Origin of the sequence: Cellulomonas palmilytica (genome assembly GCF_021590045.1) — a bacterium.
GTDB lineage: Bacteria > Actinomycetota > Actinomycetes > Actinomycetales > Cellulomonadaceae > Cellulomonas > Cellulomonas palmilytica.
This window is the reverse complement of sequence record NZ_CP062221.1, coordinates 1,773,895-1,791,901: the sequence shown is the minus strand read 5'-3', so window position 1 is coordinate 1,791,901 and position 18,007 is coordinate 1,773,895. Positions and strand designations below refer to the sequence as shown.

The 18,007-nt window shown below is 71.2% G+C and carries 11 protein-coding genes; 1 reads left to right on the top strand and 10 read right to left on the bottom strand.

Translation table 11 applies throughout. The features are described from left to right. Positions 1-108: 108 nt before the first annotated feature. The 4 genes from F1D97_RS08195 to F1D97_RS08180 are packed head-to-tail and all read right to left on the bottom strand — an operon-like array spanning position 109 to position 5,713. Positions 109-2,427 (bottom strand): beta-xylosidase/alpha-l-arabinosidase, encoded by a 2,319-nt coding sequence (locus F1D97_RS08195; RefSeq protein WP_236123330.1) that lies wholly within the window; start codon positions 2,425-2,427, stop codon positions 109-111. Positions 2,428-2,448: 21 nt separating this feature from the next. Next, positions 2,449-3,345 carry a carbohydrate ABC transporter permease gene (locus F1D97_RS08190; protein ID WP_236123329.1) on the bottom strand — a complete coding sequence of 299 codons (897 nt, stop codon included), beginning with the start codon at positions 3,343-3,345 and terminating at the stop codon, positions 2,449-2,451. Then, positions 3,342-4,382: a carbohydrate ABC transporter permease gene (locus tag F1D97_RS08185; protein WP_236123328.1), complete on the bottom strand. Its 1,041-nt coding sequence runs from the start codon at positions 4,380-4,382 to the stop codon at positions 3,342-3,344. Before F1D97_RS08185 ends, F1D97_RS08190 begins: the two co-directional genes overlap by 4 nt. Positions 4,383-4,387: 5 nt before the next feature. Beyond that, a complete protein-coding gene (locus tag F1D97_RS08180; protein WP_236123327.1) occupies positions 4,388-5,713 on the bottom strand; it encodes an ABC transporter substrate-binding protein in 1,326 nt (441 codons plus the stop codon). A gap of 153 nt (positions 5,714-5,866) precedes the next feature. Between F1D97_RS08180 and F1D97_RS08175 the strand changes: the two genes are divergently transcribed. Then, positions 5,867-6,853 (top strand): LacI family DNA-binding transcriptional regulator, encoded by a 987-nt coding sequence (locus tag F1D97_RS08175; protein WP_236123537.1) that lies wholly within the window; start codon positions 5,867-5,869, stop codon positions 6,851-6,853. Positions 6,854-6,887: 34 nt separating this feature from the next. Here the strand turns inward: F1D97_RS08175 and F1D97_RS08170 are convergent, their stop codons facing one another. The 6 genes from F1D97_RS08170 to gatC all read right to left on the bottom strand — a co-directional run bounded on the left by F1D97_RS08170 (position 6,888) and on the right by gatC (position 17,990). Continuing rightward, positions 6,888-8,480, bottom strand: a complete 1,593-nt coding sequence (locus F1D97_RS08170) for a peptide MFS transporter (RefSeq protein WP_236123326.1) — start codon at positions 8,478-8,480, stop codon at positions 6,888-6,890. A gap of 84 nt (positions 8,481-8,564) precedes the next feature. After that, positions 8,565-9,134, bottom strand: coding sequence for a GNAT family N-acetyltransferase (locus tag F1D97_RS08165; RefSeq protein ID WP_236123325.1), 570 nt, complete (start codon positions 9,132-9,134; stop codon positions 8,565-8,567). Between the two features lie 175 nt (positions 9,135-9,309). Then, the gene (locus tag F1D97_RS08160) at positions 9,310-14,370 is read right to left on the bottom strand and encodes an endo-1,4-beta-xylanase (RefSeq protein WP_236123324.1); all 5,061 of its coding nucleotides are present in this window, start codon (positions 14,368-14,370) and stop codon (positions 9,310-9,312) included. A gap of 304 nt (positions 14,371-14,674) precedes the next feature. Further along, entirely contained in the window at positions 14,675-16,183 is a 1,509-nt protein-coding gene (gene gatB, locus F1D97_RS08155; protein WP_236123323.1) for an Asp-tRNA(Asn)/Glu-tRNA(Gln) amidotransferase subunit GatB, read from the bottom strand. Further along, complete coding sequence (gene gatA, locus F1D97_RS08150; protein ID WP_236123322.1) at positions 16,180-17,694, bottom strand: Asp-tRNA(Asn)/Glu-tRNA(Gln) amidotransferase subunit GatA; 1,515 nt, start codon at positions 17,692-17,694, stop codon at positions 16,180-16,182. Before gatA ends, gatB begins: the two co-directional genes overlap by 4 nt. After that, positions 17,691-17,990, bottom strand: coding sequence for an Asp-tRNA(Asn)/Glu-tRNA(Gln) amidotransferase subunit GatC (gene gatC, locus F1D97_RS08145; protein WP_236123321.1), 300 nt, complete (start codon positions 17,988-17,990; stop codon positions 17,691-17,693). Before gatC ends, gatA begins: the two co-directional genes overlap by 4 nt. Between the last annotated feature and the right edge of the window lie 17 nt (positions 17,991-18,007).

Genomic DNA, 18,007 nt, shown 5'->3' with positions numbered 1-18,007 from the left:
CCCGGTCCCGCACAGGTTCCGGACACGCGGGGGCCCCGCCCCCGCACCACCCGTGGGAGGAGTGGCGGTGCGGGGTGCGGGGCCGTGGAGGCTCGCGACCGTGGACGGTCAGGGCGCGAGGACCTCCGTGGCCGTCCACCGGTCGTCGTCGTCGACCGTGTGGACGGGCCCGACCAGGCGGACGCTGGTGGAGGCGGCACGTTCCGCACTCGTGCCGACCCACAGCTCCAGGTCCCCTGGCTCGACGATGCGCGACAGGTCGCGTCCGCTGAACGCGACCCGCGTCGTCGGGACGTCGAACCGCACGACGACCGACTCTCCCGCCGGGACCGCCACACGGCGGAACCCGACGAGCTGCGCGACCGGCCGCGTGAGCGTCGCGACGACGTCGTGGGCGTACAGCTGGACGACCTCCTCGCCGTCCCGGTCACCCGTGTTGGTCACGCGGACCGCGACGCGCACGCGCCCGTCCGTCGCGACCTCGCCCGACTCGGCCACGAGGTCGTCGTACGCGAACGTCGTGTACGACAGCCCGAAGCCGAACGGTCGCACCGGGCTCGACGGCAGGTTGGTGACGTCGCCGTCGCCGCCCAGCGCCGGGTGCAGGTACGTGTACGGCTGCGACCCCGCCGAGCGCGGCAGGCTCACGGGGAGCCGGCCGGACGGGTTGACGCGGCCGGACAGGACGCCCGCGACCGCGGGACCGCCCTCCTCGCCCGGGAAGAACGCCTGGACCACGGCGGCGCACCGCTCGACGGCCCAGCCGATCGCGTACGGCCGCCCCGTCAGGAGCACGAGCACCACGGGCGTGCCGGTGGCGAGCACGGCCTCGACGAGCTCGCGCTGCACACCCGGCAGCTCGAGGTCGTCACGGTCGCAGCCCTCACCCACGGTCCCGCGGCCGAACAGGCCCGCCTTGTCACCGACGACGAGCACCGCGACGTCCGCACCGGATGCGGCCTCGACCGCGGCCGCGAAGCCCGACCGGTCGTCGGTGTCCACGTCGCAGCCCCGCTCGGCGACGACCTCGACGTCCGCGAGCTCGGCCCGCAGCGACGCCAGCACGGTCGGCACGTCGATGCCGGTCTCGACATCGGGGTGGTGCTCCAGCACGTGGTTGACGAACGAGTAGCACCCGAACATCGCCTCGTGCTGGTCCGCGTTCGGCCCCACGACCGCGACCCGCCGCGGCGCCGGGCGCGAACCGCCCAGCAGCGGCAGCACGCCGTCGTTCGACACCAGGACGACGGACTCGGCCGCGAGCCGCGCCGCGACCTGCCGGTGCGCGGCCGAGTCGAGCTCGACGCCCGCGGGCGGCTCGCCCTCGAACGTCGCGTCGAGCAGGCCGAGCTCCGCCTTCTGCAGGAGCGCGCGCGTGACCGCCCGGTCGACGAGCGCCTCGTCCACCTTCCCGGAGCGCACCGCCTCGGCCAGCGGCTCGAGGTACGCGTCACCCGTGGGCAGCTCGATGTCGACGCCCGCGGCGAGCGCGAGGCCCGCGGCCTCGCCCAGGCCGTCCGCCACGTGGTGGAGGATGTCGAGGAACGCGACGCCGAAGTAGTCCGCGACGACGACGCCGTCGAAGCCCCACCGCCCGCGCAGCAGGTCCGTGAGCAGCGTCGGGTCCGCGGCCGTCGGCACACCGTCGATCTCGGTGTACGCGTGCATGACCGACCGCACGCCGCCGTCACGCACCGCCATCTCGAACGGCACGAGCAGCACGTCCGCGATCTCGCGCGGTCCGGCGTGCACGGGCCCGAAGTTGCGGCCCGACTGCGACGCGGAGTAGCCGACGAAGTGCTTGAGCGTCGCGTGCACGCCCGCACCCTGCAGGCCGCGCACGTACGACGTGCCGATCTCGCCGACCAGGTACGGGTCCTCGGAGATGCACTCCTCGACCCGGCCCCAGCGGGGGTCGCGGATGACGTCGAGCACCGGGGCGAGCCCCTGGTGCACGCCGAGCGCGTGCATCGAACCGCCGATCAGGGCGGCCATGCGCTGCACGAGCTCGGGGTCGAACGACGCGCCCCACGCGAGCGGCGTCGGGAACGTCGCCGCCTGCCAGGCCGACAGGCCGGTCAGGCACTCCTCGTGCACGAGCGCCGGGATCCCGACCTTCGCGACGAGCTCGCGCTGGCGACGCCAGAGCCACGCCGCACGCTCGGTCGGGTCGACCGGGCGCGTTCCGTACACCCGCGTCAGGTGCCCGAGCCCGTCGCGCACGGCGTCGTCCAGACCGCCGTCACGCGTGAACTCGCCCTGGAGAGGGGCGACGACCTCGCCGTCGCCCTTCTCCCAGAACCCGACGATCTGCGCGAGCTTCTGCTCGAGCGTGAGCCGCTCGAGGATCCGTGCGACACGCTCCGCGTCCGACACGGGCCCCTCGGGCGCCGTCGGCGGGTCGGTCGTGGGCACAGGTGTAGCCATGGTGCTCTCCGTCATCGTGGCTCAGCCCTTGACCGCGCCCTGGAGACCGCTGACGATCCGCTTCTGCATCGCGAGGAAGAAGATCAGCGCCGGGATCATCGCGACCGACGTGAACGCGAACACGCCCGCGATGTCGGTCGAGTGCTCCGCCGAGTAGTCGGCGACGCCCAGCGGCAGGGTCTTGTTGTCGGCCTGCAGCAGGAGCAGCGGGAGCATGTACGCGTTCCACGAGCCGACGAACGCGAGCACGCCCACGGTGACCAGGCCCGGACCCGACAGGGGCAGCAGGACCCGCCAGAAGAAGCCGAGCCGGCTGGCGCCGTCGAGCTGCGCCGCCTCCTCGAGCTCGTGCGGGATCGCCGCGAGGAACGGACGCAGGATGACGACCGTCAGCGGCAGCGCGTAGGCGGCCTGCGGGAGGGCGATGCCCCACCACGTGTTCGACAGCCCGAGGTCGCGGATGAGGATGAACAGCGGGATGACGCCCACGGTCGCGGGGAACAGCAGTCCCGCGACGAAGACCGTGAAGATCGCCTCACGCCCGGGGAACTGGTAGCGCGCCAGCGGGAACGCCGCCATGACGCCGCAGATCACGACGAGCAGGGTGGTGATCCCCGCGATCGCCACGGAGTTGCCCGTGTACGTCCAGAACTGCGGGTTCTTGAAGACCCCGACGTAGTTGTCGAGGATCCACGGGTTCGGCATCCCGGACGGGTTGAGGATCAGGTCGCCGTTCTTGCGGAAGCCCGAGATCACGCCGTACAGGACGGGGCCGATCGAGAGGGCGATGACGACGAGCGCGACGAAGTAGATCATCGGGCTGCCGCCGCGCATCGCGTTCGTGGAACGTCCGCGGTGACCGGACTTCTGGGCCGCTGCCGCGGCGGCACCCTTGGGTGCGGCGAGAGCGGTGCTCATCGACGGACCTTCTTCCGACGGACGACCGTGACGGTGTTGTCGCGGTTCATGATGAAGCGCTGGTAGGTCAGCGCCATGACGAGGGCGACGACGAACAGGATCACGGAGGCGGCGGCGGCGATCCCGAAGTTGGACCGCTGCATGCCCTGCTGGACCAGGAAGGTCGCCATCGTGCTCGTCGCGTTGGCCGGGCCGCCCCTCGTGAGGACCCAGACCATGTCGAACAGCTGCAGCGAGCCGATCATCGACAGGAACGCCCAGGTGCGCAGCGTCGGGCCGAGCATCGGCACCGTGATGCGGCGCTGGATCTGCCACCACGAGGCGCCGTCGAGCTGCGCGGCCTCGTAGAGCTCCTCGGGCACGCCCTGCAGGCCGGCGAGGAAGAGGATGACCGCCAGGCCGAGGTACTTCCAGGTCAGCACGACGACGAGCGCGGGGAGCGCGGTCTCGAGCGTGCCGAGGAAGCCCTGCTGCGGTCCGCTGAGGCCGACCTTGTCGAGGACCGTGTCGATCAGGCCCTCGTTCGGGACGAACATCTGGTACCAGATGACACCCGCGATGACCTCGGAGATCACGTACGGGACGAAGATCAGCGTCCGGATGGTGCCCTGGAAGCGCATCTTGCGGTTCAGCAGGAGCGCGATCGCGAGGCCCAGCGGGAGCTGGATGGCGATCGAGGCCACCACGATGATCATGTTGTGCTGGAACGCCTCGATGAACTCCGTGTTCTCGAGGACGCGCCGGTAGTTGTCGAGCCCGACGAACTTCTCGAAGTCGCCGTACCCCTTCCACTTGAAGAAGGAGATCTGGACGGCCCTCGCGATCGGGACCGCGACGAACAGCGTGAGCAGTGCGAGGGCGGGCGCCACGAAGAGCGTGATCTCGAGGCCCTTGCGGATGGATGCACCATTCCCGCGGCGTCCGCCCGGCCGGCCGGCCGCCGGCCGCGCCGAAGCGCGACCGGCGACCGGAACCGTCGGGGTGGACGTCGCAGGCGAGGCGGTGACGCCCAGGCGGGCGGTCGCTTCGTCTGCCACGTCGATCACTTCTCCAGGTCAGCCGCCGCCTGCGTGGCGTCGACGATGTCCTGCGGGCTGGCCTTGCCGGCGAAGAGGTCCACGATCTTCGCGTTCATCGCGTCACCGATCGCGGGACCGAACGCCGTGTCGAAGTACAGCTGGACGAACGGCGACGCGTCACGGACCTCGAGGAGGCTCGCCAGCGCGGCGTCGGACACGTACTTCGACGCCGACGAGTTGGTCGGCAGACCCATGTCGAGCTCCGCGAAGCCCTTCTGGATCTCGTCGGACAGCAGGTACGCGGCGAAGTCGACCGCGGCGTCGGGCGCCTTCTCGGACACGGCCCAGGCGTCACCGCCACCGAGCTGCGCGGCGGGGTCACCCTCGCCACCCGTGACGGCCGGGAACGCGAACCACGCGAGGTTCTCGCCGATGCCGGCCTCACCGATCTCGTCGGTGATGCCCTGCATCACGCCGGGCTCCCAGTGACCCTGGAGCTCGATCGCGACCTTGCCCGTGGCGAGGAGGCCGGACGCGGACGTCGCACCCTTCTGCGCCACCGTCGACAGGAAGCCGTCGTTGAACGGCTGCGCGTCGAGCAGCTCCTGGAGCGACTCGCCCGCACGGACGAAGCACGGGTCGGAGAAGTCGAGCGAGCCGACCGCGTCGACCAGGACGTCCTGCTTGCACTGGCGCAGCGCGAAGTAGTACCAGTAGTGCGCCGCCGGCCAGCCGTCGCCCGCACCGACCGAGATCGGCGCGATGCCCTTGGCCTTGAGCTTGTCGATGGCGTCGTACATCTCGTCCCACGTCGTGGGCGGGTTGTCGATGCCGGCCTCGGCGAAGAGGGCCTTGTTGTACCAGAAGCCCACGACGCCGATCGAGAACGGCAGCGCGTAGGTCTTGCCGTCCACCTGGAAGCCGGAGACCGTACCGCCGAGCTTGGCGATCGTGTCGGCGGCGCCCTCCGACAGGTCCTTGGTCAGGCCCGCCGCGACGTGGTCGGCGAGCTCGCCGCCACCACGCTCCATGTAGATGTCGGGCATGTCGCCGGACTGCATGGCAGCAGCCAGCTTGTCGACCATGTCCTCGTGCTGCATGGCGTTCACCTCGATGGTGACGCCGGGGTTCGCGGCCTCGAAGTCGTCCGCGACCTTGTCGTAGTAGACCTTGCCGTCACCCGTGTTCGAGTTGTGCCACCACTGCAGCGTGACGGCCTCGCCCTTGTTGCCACCACCAGCGGTGGTGCCGTCGCCCGACGGGGTGTCGCCCCCGCTGCTGCAGGCGGCAAGGAGAGCGATCGTCGTCGCGAGCGCGATGCCGGCGCCCGCACGGCGCATGCGTGCCATGTTCGGTCCCTTCAGTCTTCGTTGACCCACCTGGACGGCGATGAGACTGCCAAAGTTCCGACGCGAGTGTCAATCGTTATCGAAACCGATATCGACACCGTTATGAAACCGATGCCATATAGTCACCGCGTGGAGCACTCTGGTCGGGTCAAGATGTCCGATGTCGCCCGGAAAGCGGGCGTGTCGGTGGCGACCGTGTCGAAGGTCGTCAACGGCCGGTACGGGGTCGCGCAGGCCACGTTGGACCGTGTCCAGCAGGTCATCGCCGACCTCGGGTACGAGGCCAGCCTCGGCGCGTCCAGCCTCCGCTCGCACCGCACGCACGTCGTCGGGATCCTCGTCGCCGAGTTCGAGCCGTTCAGCACCGAGCTGCTCAAGGGTGCCTCCGAGGCCATCGGCTCGACCGACTACGAGCTGCTCGCCTACTCGGGCGGCGGCCGTCGCACGGACGTCGGCTGGGAGCGGCGCTACCTGTCGCGGCTCGGCGGCACGCTCATCGACGGCGCGATCATCGTCACCCCCACGGTCGTCGACGCGCACAGCGTGATCCCCGTCGTCGCGATCGACCCGCACACCGGCCCGACGGGGCTGCCGACCGTCGACTCCGACAACTTCGCCGGCGCCGTCATGGCGACCGAGCACCTGATCTCCCTCGGCCACCGGCGCATCGGTCTCATGGGCGGACGCCCCGACCTGGAGTCCGCACGGCTGCGCGAGGCCGGCTTCCGCGCCGCGATGCGGTCCGCGGGCCTCGCGGTCGACGAGGCGCTCGTCGTCAACGGCGGGTTCCGCCAGGAGACCGCGACGCAGCCCGCGCGCGAGCTGCTCGACCGCCCCGACCGCCCCACCGCCGTCTTCGCGGCCAACGACCTCTCGGCCATCCGGACGATCGAGGTCGCGCGCGAGCTCGGGCTGCGCGTGCCCGACGACCTGTCCGTCATCGGGTTCGACAACGTCCCCGAGTCCGCGCTGTGCGAGCCGCCGCTCACCACGATCAGCCAGCCGCTGCGCGACATCGGCGCCCGCGCGCTGCACCTGCTGATCGACCTGCTCGACGACAAGAACGAGAAGGACGCGCCGATGCACCTGCAGCTCCCCACGGCGCTCGTGGAGCGCTCGTCCTGCCGCGCGCTGGCCTGAGGCACCGAACCCGCCGCGGCGCCCGCGCGGGAGGTCACGCGACCGCGGCGTCCTCCTCGCGCGAGCCCTCGCGGATGTGCCGCGTGACCCACGGCGCGATCGCGAACATCCCGCCCGCGAACACCAGCGCCACCGCCCCGATCCAGCCGAAGTAGGCGGTCGGACCCACGTCGCTCGTCGCCTGCACGACCTGCGCCGTGATCGCGTTGCCCGCGCTCGTCGCGAGGAACCACAACGCCATCGCCTGGCCGCGGAACGCGCGCGGCGCCAGCAGCGTCGTCGCCGCGAGGCCCACGGGCGACAGGCACAGCTCGCCGACCGTCTGGATGACGTAGACGAGCACCAGCACCCACCACGGCGTGCGCCCGTCCCCCGCGACCGCCGAGGCGCCCGCCAGGAACAGGAACGACAGCGCCGCGAACGTCAGCCCGATCGCGAACTTCACCGCGGTCGGCGGCCGGTCGTCGAGCCGCACCCACAGCCACGCGAACACGGGCGCGAGCACGATGATCGCCGCCGGGTTGACCGACTGGAAGAACGCCGGCGACACCTCGACGCCGAAGATCGTCAGCTCGGTGTGGTCGCGCGCGTACTCCGAGAGCGTGCTCGCCGCCTGCTCGAAGATCATCCAGAACAGCATCGCCGCGACGAACAGCGGGATGTACGCGCGCAGCCGGGTGCGCTCGGCGTGCGTGACCTTGGGCGAGCGGAACATCACCCAGAACGTCGCCACGGGCGCCCCGAGCGCGATGTACGACAGCGCGTCGATGAACGTCGTCGTCGTGAAGCCGCCGGAGACGACCACCGCGATGCCGAGCGCCACGAGGCAACCCGCCACCACCGCGACGACGAGGCGCAGCACGGGACCGGTGTCCGCGCCCGTGAGCGGGTTCGGCGGCTCGTCGCCCGCGCCACCCAGCAGCGGGCGGCCGAGGACGAAGAACACGAGCGCGATGCCCATGCCCACGGCGGCGACCGCGAAGCCCGCGTGGTACCCGCCGATCTCGCGCGCGATGCCCACCAGGATCGGCGCGAGCAACGAGCCGATGTTGATGCCCATGTAGAAGATCGAGAACGCCGAGTCGCGGCGCGGGTCGTCGCGCGAGTAGAGCTCGCCGACCATGCTCGAGACGTTCGGCTTGAGCAGGCCCGTGCCGAGCGCGACGAGCACGATGCCGAGGTAGGAGAACCGCGCGTCCGGGACCGCGAGGCTCACGTGGCCCGCCGCTATCACGACACCGCCGTACAGCACCGCACGCCGCGCGCCGATCATGCGGTCGGCGAGCCAGCCACCGATGACGGACAGCAGGTACACCGACGCCCCGTACACCGCGACGACCGCGTTGCCGAGGTCGTCGGCCAGGCCCAGGCCGTCGTTCGCGAGCGTGTCGGTGAGGAAGTACAGCAGGATCGCGCGCATGCCGTAGTAGCTGAACCGCTCCCACAGCTCGGTGCCGAACAGCGTCATCAGGCCCAGCGGGTGCCCGAAGAACGCGCGGTCGCGCGGCACGACGCCGTGCGCCTCGCCCACGCGCACCGACGTCCCGTCGGCGTGCGCGTCACCGGGTGCGGTGTCGGGGGGCTCCATGCGCCGACCCGGGCCCGTGGGCTCGTCAGGTGCGCTCATGCCCCCATCGTGGTGGCGGCGCCCGCACGGCACCAATCGACCGCGGGTGTGCGTGCTCTCGTCGGCGGGCGGCCGCCCGGCGCGTCAGGCGCTGAGCTGCCCCGCGCGGTACTCGTCCTCGAGCAGGCCCATGTCGATCGCGTCGCACCACCGGTCGCCGTCGCGGTACGCGTCGCGGCGCCGCCCCTCGACCCGGAAGCCGAGGTTCTCGTACAGCGACAGCGCACGGGCGTTGACCGACAGCACGTCGAGCCCCACGCGGTGCAGCCCGAGCCCGTCGAACGCGAACCCGAGCACCAGCTCGATCGCCTCGGTGCCGTACCCGCGTCCCCGGTAGCCGGGACGCATGACGAGGCGCAGGTTCGCGCTGCGCACCACCTCGTCGATGTCGCTCAGCACGATCTCGCCGAGGTACTCGTCCTGCCCCGCGAGCGTGATCGCGAGGTCGACGCGCCCCGGCAGGTCGCCGACCGTCGCGCACCAGTGGTCGACCTCCTCGCGGGCGAACGTCCGGGTGGTGCCCGTCAGCCGTTTGCCCTCGGGGTCCGTGACGACCTCCCAGACGGCCTCGGCGTCCGACGCACGGATCGGCCGCAGCGTGAGCATCTCGCCCTGCAGGGTCGGCTTCTCGCTGCTCGTCGTCTGCTCGGTCATGCGCGACGCCCCTCCCGACTCGGTGAGGCGAGGCTATTGCACCGGTCCGCGCGCCCGCACCGACCCGCCGACGACCCGCCGACGACCCGCCGAAAGCACCCGGCCCGGGGACGACGAGGCGGCGTCGCCGCGGAGCTCAGCCATGCTCCGCGGCGACGCCGCCGGTCCCGTCGGGTCAGCGCAGCGTCAGCAGCGCCGCCTTGCTCGTGACCTTGCCGGCCGCGTTCGTCGCGACGGCCCGGAACGCCGAGCCGTCACGCGACGCGGTCGCGTTGATCCGCAGGGTCGACCCCGTGGCACCCGAGATGGCGAACCACTTCGTCGAGCCCTTCGGCTGGACGTACCACTGCAGCTTCGGCGCCGGGTAGCCCGTCGTCGTCACCGTGAAGGTCGCGACCGTGCCCGACTTCGCCACCACCGAGGTCGGCTGCGACGTGATCGTCGGAGCGACCTTCTTGGCCGTGACCGTCGCCGCCTTGGTCGTGACCGTGCCCGCGCTGTTCTTGAACACCGCACGCATCTGGACGCCGTCGACCGAGGGCGTGAGCGTGACGCTCACGGTGGTCTTGGTCGCCCCGTTGATCTTGGTCCACGACGACGACCCGGGCAGCTTGCGCTCCCACTGGACCTGCGGCGTCGGGTAGCCCGAGGCCTGGGCCGTCACCTTGACCACCGAACGCACCGGAGCCGTGACCGACTTCGGCTGCACCGTGACCTTCGGAGCCACGCGCTCCACCTTGAGCTGGGCGTTGCGCGTGTAGGCGGTGCCGTTCTTGTTGGTGAACACGGCACGGAAGCTCGCCTTGTCGTTGACCTCGACGGCCTTGACGGTGAGCGAGGTGCCCCTGCGACCCGCCAGGTTCGTCCACGTCGTCGTGCCGGCCAGCTTGCGCTGCCACTGCACCGTCGGCGTCGGGTTGCCCGTCGCCGCCGCCGTGAACGTCACCGTCGAGTTGAGCTTGCCCGTCGTCGTGGCCGGGTGGGTCGTGACGACCGGCGCCGTCTCGGCCGGGGGCTCGAGCGCGGCGACCAGCTTGCCGACGCCCCAGCGGGCCGTCGACTGGTAGCCCGTGCCCGTCGGGTCCGCCCAGTTGGTGATGGCGTGCCGGCTGCCGCCCGCGGCGTCGTTGACCTGGAAGTCCAGGCCGTGGAACGTCCCGAGGCCGCCGTACTCGAGGAGGCTGATCGCCGCCTCGACCCGGTACCCGGTCGCCGTGGGGACCACGGCGCTGGTCAGGCGGTTGCGCTGGAACGTCTCGTCACCCGTGCCGAACGAGACCGCACCGGTCGCGTCGATCCGGATCTGCGTGTCGTCGTAGCGGTACGCGCCGTTCTTGAAGTTCCCGCCGTCGACGTACAGCTCGACGGAGTCCTTCGTCCACGGGTCGCTGCCCGTCGTGTCGACCTCGGGGTCGGTCACGTCGGCGAGCACGTAGAGCGTGTTGTCCTTCCACAGCGTGCGGAAGGTGCCCTGCGCACCGTTCGCGCCCGACGTCACCTTCTCGGTCGTGACCGAGCCGGCACCGGACCACACGGCGTCGACGTCACCGTCGATCGTCGGGGCGGTCGTGGTGGCCGGGACCTCGGTGAACGACAGCGCCTCGACGAGCGTGACGCTGCCGAGCACGCCCGGCGTGTTCCACGCCGACGTCGTGGCCTGGTCGACCACGCGCACGTCGAGCTCGACCACGTCGCCGTTCGCGGCGTCCGTCAGCGGGAGGGTCGTGACCACGGACCAGCCGCCGTCACGCTCCACCGCACCCGACGAGCCACGCGCGACCGTCACCACGCCGTCCGGCGTCTCGAGCAGGACCGCGTCGCCGGAGTCGGCCGTCGCGTCGTCGACGTCGACGAAGACCACCAGGCCGTCCGGCGTCCAGCGCAGCTGGAACTTCCCGATCTCGCCCACCTGGTGCAGCGGGAGGCGACGCCACTCGTCCGAGCCGACCGAGTAGTCACCGTCCGCGTCGGCCGCGAACGCGTTCGCGCTGCGGATCGCCGCGGGCAGCTCAAGACCGGCCGCGCCGTAGTACGCGGGCTTGGCCTTGAAGTAGTCGTCGAACAGCAGCGGCTTGCCGTTGTTCGACGCCCGCCACGAGCGACCGTCCGTCAGACCCCAGAGCGTCACCGAGAACAGCGAGTCGGAGTGCGCCCGGAACGAGTCGAACGCCGCCTTGAGGTAGTACCCCTGGTCGACGGACTTCGCGGCGTCGGCCGAGCCGACGAACACGTCGAGCTCGGTCACGGCCTGCTCGAGGTCCGCACCGCTCGCCGTGGTCATGCCCTCGAAGTCGTCGAGTGCGGCGCCGAGCGTGCTGACCGGCGTCGACAGCGCGACGTGGAACTGGTGACCCACGCCGTCGATCGGCACGTCGCGCGCGATGAGACGCTCGACGAGCGCCTTGTAGCGGGCGCGCTTGCCGGTCTGCTCGGTGTTGTAGTCGTTGATGAACAGCGTGACGGGGTGCTCCGCGCCCTCGGCCGCGTAGACGTCGTTGAACGCCTCGTTCGCGTACTCGAACGCCGAGTCCACGAAGCTCTCGCCGAGGATCTGGTACCACGTGGAGCGGCGCATGCCGTCCTCGTAGGAGGTGCCGTCGTCGATCACCTCGTTGACGACGTCCCACGCCACGAGCGGGTTCGTGTCCGAGCCGAAGGGCCCGTACTCGTCCGCGATGGCCTCCGCGACGTTGAAGATGTGCTCACGCTGACGCTGGCGCATCGCCTCGGCGTCCAGCAGCTCACCCTCGGCGTCACGGTAGAACCAGTCCGGCGTCTGGCTGTGCCAGACCAGGACGTGCCCGTACACCCGCAGGCCGTTCTCCTGGGCGTAGTCCAGGAGAGCCTTCGCCTCGGGGTGCATCCGGAACGTGTCCACGCTGGTGCCCGAGTACCACGCCTCGACCTTCATGTAGTTCTCGGCCGTGACCTGGTTGAAGTGCTTGAGCAGCAGCTGCGAGGCCGAGCCGTTCATCTCGCGGGAGTCGATCGCGACACCCGTCGGGAACTCGACCGTGTCCTTGAGCGGCGTGAGGTCCTGGATCTCCGAGACCGGCGTGGACTTCACCGAGATGTCGTCGATGACGAACGTCGAGGTGTTGCCCGCGGCGCCGTTGTCCCACTTCGTCTCGAAGTAGAGCTCCGCGGCGTCCGCGAACGCCGGCATCGTGAACGTGCCGGTGACGTTGACCCACTGGCTCGAGGACAGGCCCGTGAACTGCGCGAGGTTCGAGAACGACTGGCCGTCGCCCGTCGCGGTGCGCGCCGAGAGCGTCATGTCGCCCGGCGTGCCCTCGAACTTGATCCACGCCGACACGTCGTACGACGCGCCCGGGGTGGCCGTGTCCGTCACGTCGAACTGCAGGCCCTGGCCCTGGGAGGCGCGGTCCGACACGCGCGCCGCGTAGGTGCTCTCGTGCGCGACCTCGTCCTGCACGGTCAGCGTCGGGACGCCGTTGCCGTCGTCACGCGCCGTCCAGCCCTGCAGCGTGCCGTCCTCGAAGTCGGACTCGACGAGCGTCACGCCCTTGGGCGCGGCGCCGCCGGCCGGCAGCGTGAACGTCCAGCCGTCCTCGAGGAGCTCGGCGACGACGGTCTTGACCGCGTTGACGCCCGCCGTGCGGTCGCCGCCGCCGTCGTGCACCAGGACGATCTCACCGGGGTTCGAGGTGATCACGTCGCGCAGCGCCGCCGTCAGCTTCGCCTCGTCGCCCGCGTTCTCGGCGCCGTCCCAGTCCATGACGAGGTTCGTGACCGCGAGCGGCTGCATGCCGAGCGCGACCGCGACCTGGTTGGTCTTGCCCCAGTCGCCGTTCGGCGCACGGAAGTAGGGCACCTCGGCCTCGGGGTCGCCCAGCGCGTCACGGATGATCGCCAGGTTCGCCTTGAGCTTGTCCGCGACCTGGGCCTTCGTCAGCGAGCCCATGCCGTTGTAGTCGGTGCTGTGGTTGCACAGCGTGTGGCCGTCGGCGACGATCCGCTTGAGGACGTCCGCACCGCCCGGCGCCTGGACGTTCTGGCCGATGACGCAGAACGTGGCCTTGACGTCGTTCTCCTCGAGGAAGTCGAGCAGCTCGGTCGTCGTGGCACCGTTGGGGCCGTCGTCGAACGTGAGCGCGGACGTCTTGTCCGTGCCGCGCGCCGACGTCACCGGGGTCACGCTCGGGCTGAGCGCACCACCGGGCACGAAGTCGGGGTCGGTCTCGACGTAGTCGTCGCCACCGACCTCGCCGACGATCGCGAGGTCGTCGAGCAGGTAGTCGTACGTCGTCAGACCCGTGATGTCGGCCGTCCCGACGTACAGCTGCAGCTCGCTGGTGTCGGCGGGCACCGTGAAGACACCCGAGATCGTCGTCCACTCGCCGGCCGACATGGTGGTGTTGCCGATCCAGTCGTAGGCGGGCTTCATGACGAAGCGCACGCCCGTCGAGCCCTCGACGCCGTCCGCGAGACGCGCCTTGCCCGTGAACGTGTACGACTTGCCCGGCTGCAGCGCCGCGAGGGCGCCCGGGACCGTCTCGATGCCCACGTAGTCGGCGCCGCGGCCCGCCACGAGGAGGGCGGGGTTGTCGTCGACGTCGACGACCGACAGGGTCGCCGAGCCGCTCTGCCGCCAGCTCGTCGACCACGACTCGTCGGAGAAGTCGGTGCTGAGGATGGTCTCGAGCTGCGGCGCGGCCGGCTGGCCGGTCACCGTGATGTCGTCGACCAGGTAGTCGTAGGTCGTCAGGCCGGTGATGTCGGCCGTGCCGACGTAGACCTGCAGGTCACCCGTCGCCGCGCCGGCCGGCACGGTGAACGAGCCGGACACCGTGGTCCAGGCGCCCGCCGACATGGTCGTGTTGCCGATCCAGTCGTAGGCGGGCTTCATGACGAGGCGGACGCCCGTCGAGCCGGCGACGTCGTCGGCGAGGCGCGCCTTCATCGAGAACGTGTAGGTCGACCCCGGGACGAGGTCGGTGAACGTGCCCGCGGCGGACTGGATGCCGACGTAGTCCGCCGTGCGACCACTGACCTTCAGCGCGGGGTTGCCGTCGACGTCGACGACCGACAGCGAGGGCGAGCCGCTGGCCTGCCAGGTCTCCTCCCACGAGCTGTCGGAGAAGTCCGTCGAGAGCAGGGTGACGTCGTCCGCCGATGCCGAGGTGGCAGCGGCGACCGCCGTGAGAGAGGACAGGACGAGCGCGCTGACGGCCGTCCAGGCCGAGACGCGTCTCCTGGTGGGGGTTGGGGACATCGACGCTCCTTTGCGTGACGTGTACCGATGTCGGTGGCCGCGAGGCTAACGTCACCTTGCGACCCGGGGGAACGATCTTTCGGTAACGATTTCGATACCGTTCCACACCTGGTGCCGACACACAAGGCGCATACCGGACAGCCGCCACGGCGACGCGGAGCACCGCGTTCGGCGTCATCATCAGCAAGAACACCCGAACGGCGCACACGCGCAGGATGACGAAGACCCCGGACGGCGGACAGCCGACCGGGGTCTTCGTCGAGCACAGGTCACCGTTCCGAGCGACCGTGGGAGAAAGTTTCGATCAGACGGAGACCCGTTCGATCACGAGCTCGCGCACGCGCGCGGCGTCCGCCTGACCGCGCGTCGCCTTCATGACCGCGCCGATGATCGCGCCGACCGGCCCGAGGTTGCCCGAACGGATCTTGTCCGCCACGTCGGGCTGGGCCGCCAGCGCCGCGTCGATCGCCTCGAGGAGCGGGCCGTCGTCGGAGACGACCTCGAGCCCGCGCGCGACGACGACCTGCTCCGGGCCGCCCTCCCCCGCCAGCACGCCCTCGAGCACCTGCCGCGCGAGCTTGTCGTTGATCCGGCCCGAGTCGACGAGCGCCTGCAGCTCGCCGATCTGCGTCGGCGTGATCGGCAGGTCACCCAGCTCGACCTCCCGCTCCTTCGCCGTGCGCGCCAGCTCGCCCATCCACCACTTGCGGGCCGCCGCGGGCGCCGCGCCCGCCGCGACCGTGGCCTCGATGAGCTCGACCGCGCCCGCGTTCACGACGTCGCGCATCTCGGCGTCCGCGAACCCCCACTCGCCCTGCAGGCGACGACGACGTGCCGCCGGCAGCTCCGGGAGCGCCGCGCGGATCTGATCGACCCACGCGCGGTCCGGGGCGATCGGCACCAGGTCCGGCTCCGGGAAGTAGCGGTAGTCCTCCGCGTCGGACTTCACGCGCCCGCTCGTCGTCGTGCCCGTGTCCTCGTGCCAGTGGCGCGTCTCCTGCACGATCGCGCCGCCCGCGTCGAGCACCGCGGCCTGCCGCGAGATCTCGTAGCGCACCGCGCGCTCGACCGACCGGAACGAGTTGACGTTCTTGGTCTCCGTGCGCGTACCGAGCGCGCTCGTCGGCGTGGGTCGCAGCGACACGTTGACGTCCGCCCGCACGTTGCCGCGCTCCATGCGGGCGTCGGACACCTCCAGGGCACGGAACAGGTCGCGCAGCGTCTGCACGTACGCGCGCGCGACCTCCGGCGCCCGCTCCCCGGCACCCGTGATCGGGCGCGTCACGATCTCCACCAGCGGGATGCCCGCACGGTTGTAGTCGACGAGCGAGTACTCCGCGCCGTGGATGCGGCCCGTCGAGCCGCCCACGTGCGTGTTCTTGCCCGCGTCCTCCTCCATGTGCGCGCGCTCGATCTCGACCCGGAACGTCGTCCCGTCCTCGAGCTCGACGTCCACGTACCCGTCGTACGCGATCGGCTCGTCGTACTGCGACGTCTGGAAGTTCTTCGGGACGTCCGGGTAGAAGTAGTTCTTGCGCGCGAACCGGCAGCTCTCCGCGATCGAGCAGTTGAGCGCCAGACCGATGCGGATCGCGTACTCCACCGCCGTGCCGTTGACCACCGGCAGGCTGCCCGGCAGTCCCAGCGAGACCGGCGTCACCGACGTGTTCGGCTCCTCGCCGAAGCCCGCGGGCGCCGCGTCGAACATCTTCGTGCGCGTACCGAGCTCGACGTGCACCTCGATACCGATCACCGGGTCGAAGCGCGCCACCGCGTCGTCGTAGTCGACCAGGGCCGCGGTCGCGTGGCTCATCGCGCCACCTCCAGCTCCGGGGCCTTGGCCAGCAGCGGACCGCCCCACTCGTTCTCCAGCAGGGCCTCGAGCGCGGCGCCCACGCGGTACAGGCGGTCGTCCGCCTTCGCCGGGGCGAGCACCTGGAACCCGACCGGCAGGCCGTCGTCCGACAGGCCCGCGGGCACCGACAGGCCCGGGACGCCCGCGAGGTTCGCGGGGATCGTCGCGACATCGTTGAGGTACATCGCGAGCGGGTCGTCGAGCTTCTCGCCCAGCTTGAACGCGGTCGTCGGCGCCGTCGGTGAGACGAGCACGTCCGCCTTCTCGAACGCCGCCGAGAAGTCCCGCTGGATGAGCGTGCGGACCTTCTGCGCGCTGCCGTAGTACGCGTCGTAGTAGCCCGCCGACAGCGCGTAGGTGCCGAGGATGATGCGGCGCTTGACCTCGTCGCCGAAGCCCGCGCCTCGCGTCGCGGCCATGACACGCTCCGCCGTCACGGGGCCCTCGGACGGCTCGACCCGCAGGCCGAAGCGCATGCCGTCGAACTTCGCGAGGTTGCTCGACGCCTCCGCGGGCAGGATCAGGTAGTACGCCGCGAGGGCGTACTCGAAGTGCGGGCACGAGACCTCGACGAGCTCGGCACCCGCGCGCTGCAGCAGCTCGAGCGACTCGTGGAACCGCGCCAGCACACCCGGCTGGTAGCCCTCGCCCTGCAGCTGGGTGATCACGCCGACGCGCACACCCGACAGGTCACCCGAGGCACCCTGGCGCGCGGCCGCGACGAGCGGCGGCAGCGGCTCAGCGATCGACGTCGAGTCACGCGGGTCGTGACCACCGATGAGCTCGTGCAGCAGCGCCGAGTCGAGCACCGTGCGCGTCACCGGGCCGGCCTGGTCCAGGCTGCTCGCGAGCGCGATCAGGCCGTACCGCGACACCGAGCCGTACGTCGGCTTCACGCCGACCGTGCCGGTGACCGCCGCGGGCTGACGGATCGAGCCGCCCGTGTCCGTACCGATCGCGAGCGGCGCCTCGTACGCGCCCACGGCCGCGGCCGAGCCACCGCCCGAGCCGCCCGGGATCCGCTCCAGGTCCCACGGGTTGTGCGTGTTGCCGTACGCCGAGTGCTCCGTCGACGACCCCATCGCGAACTCGTCCATGTTCGTCTTGCCGAGGATCGGCAGGCCCGCGGCCTTGATGCGCTCGACGAGCGTCGCGTCGTACGGCGGGAGCCAGCCCTCGAGGATGCGCGAGCCCGCGGTCGTCGGGACACCGCGCGTGACGACGACGTCCTTCACCGCGATCGGCACGCCCGCGAGCGGGTGCAGCTCCTCGCCCGCCGCGCGGCGCGCGTCGACGTCCGCCGCGGTCGCGAGCGCGTCCTCGTCGGACACGTGCAGGAACGCGTGCACCACGGGCTCGACGGCCGCGATGCGGTCCAGGTGCGCGCGCGTCGCCTCGACGGACGAGACCTCGCCCGCGCGCAGGCGCTCGGCCAGGTCCGCCGCGGACAGCCGGGTCAGGTCGCTCATGCGTCCTCCCCCAGGATCTGCGGCACCAGGAACTTGCCGTCCTCGCTGGCCGGCGCGGCGGCGAGCACCGCGTCACGGTCGACCGAGGGCTCGGGCACGTCGGCGCGGAACACGTTCGTCAGCGGAAGGGGGTGGCTGGTGGCGGGCACGTCCGGGGTGGCGATCTCGCTCACGCGCGCGACCGACTCGACGATGACGTCGAGCTCTCCCGCGAGCCGGTCGAGCTCGGCAGGAGACAGGTCGATCCGGGCCAGCCCCGCCACACGCGCGACCTCGTCGCGGGAGAGGGTGGACATGCCACGGAGTCTAGACG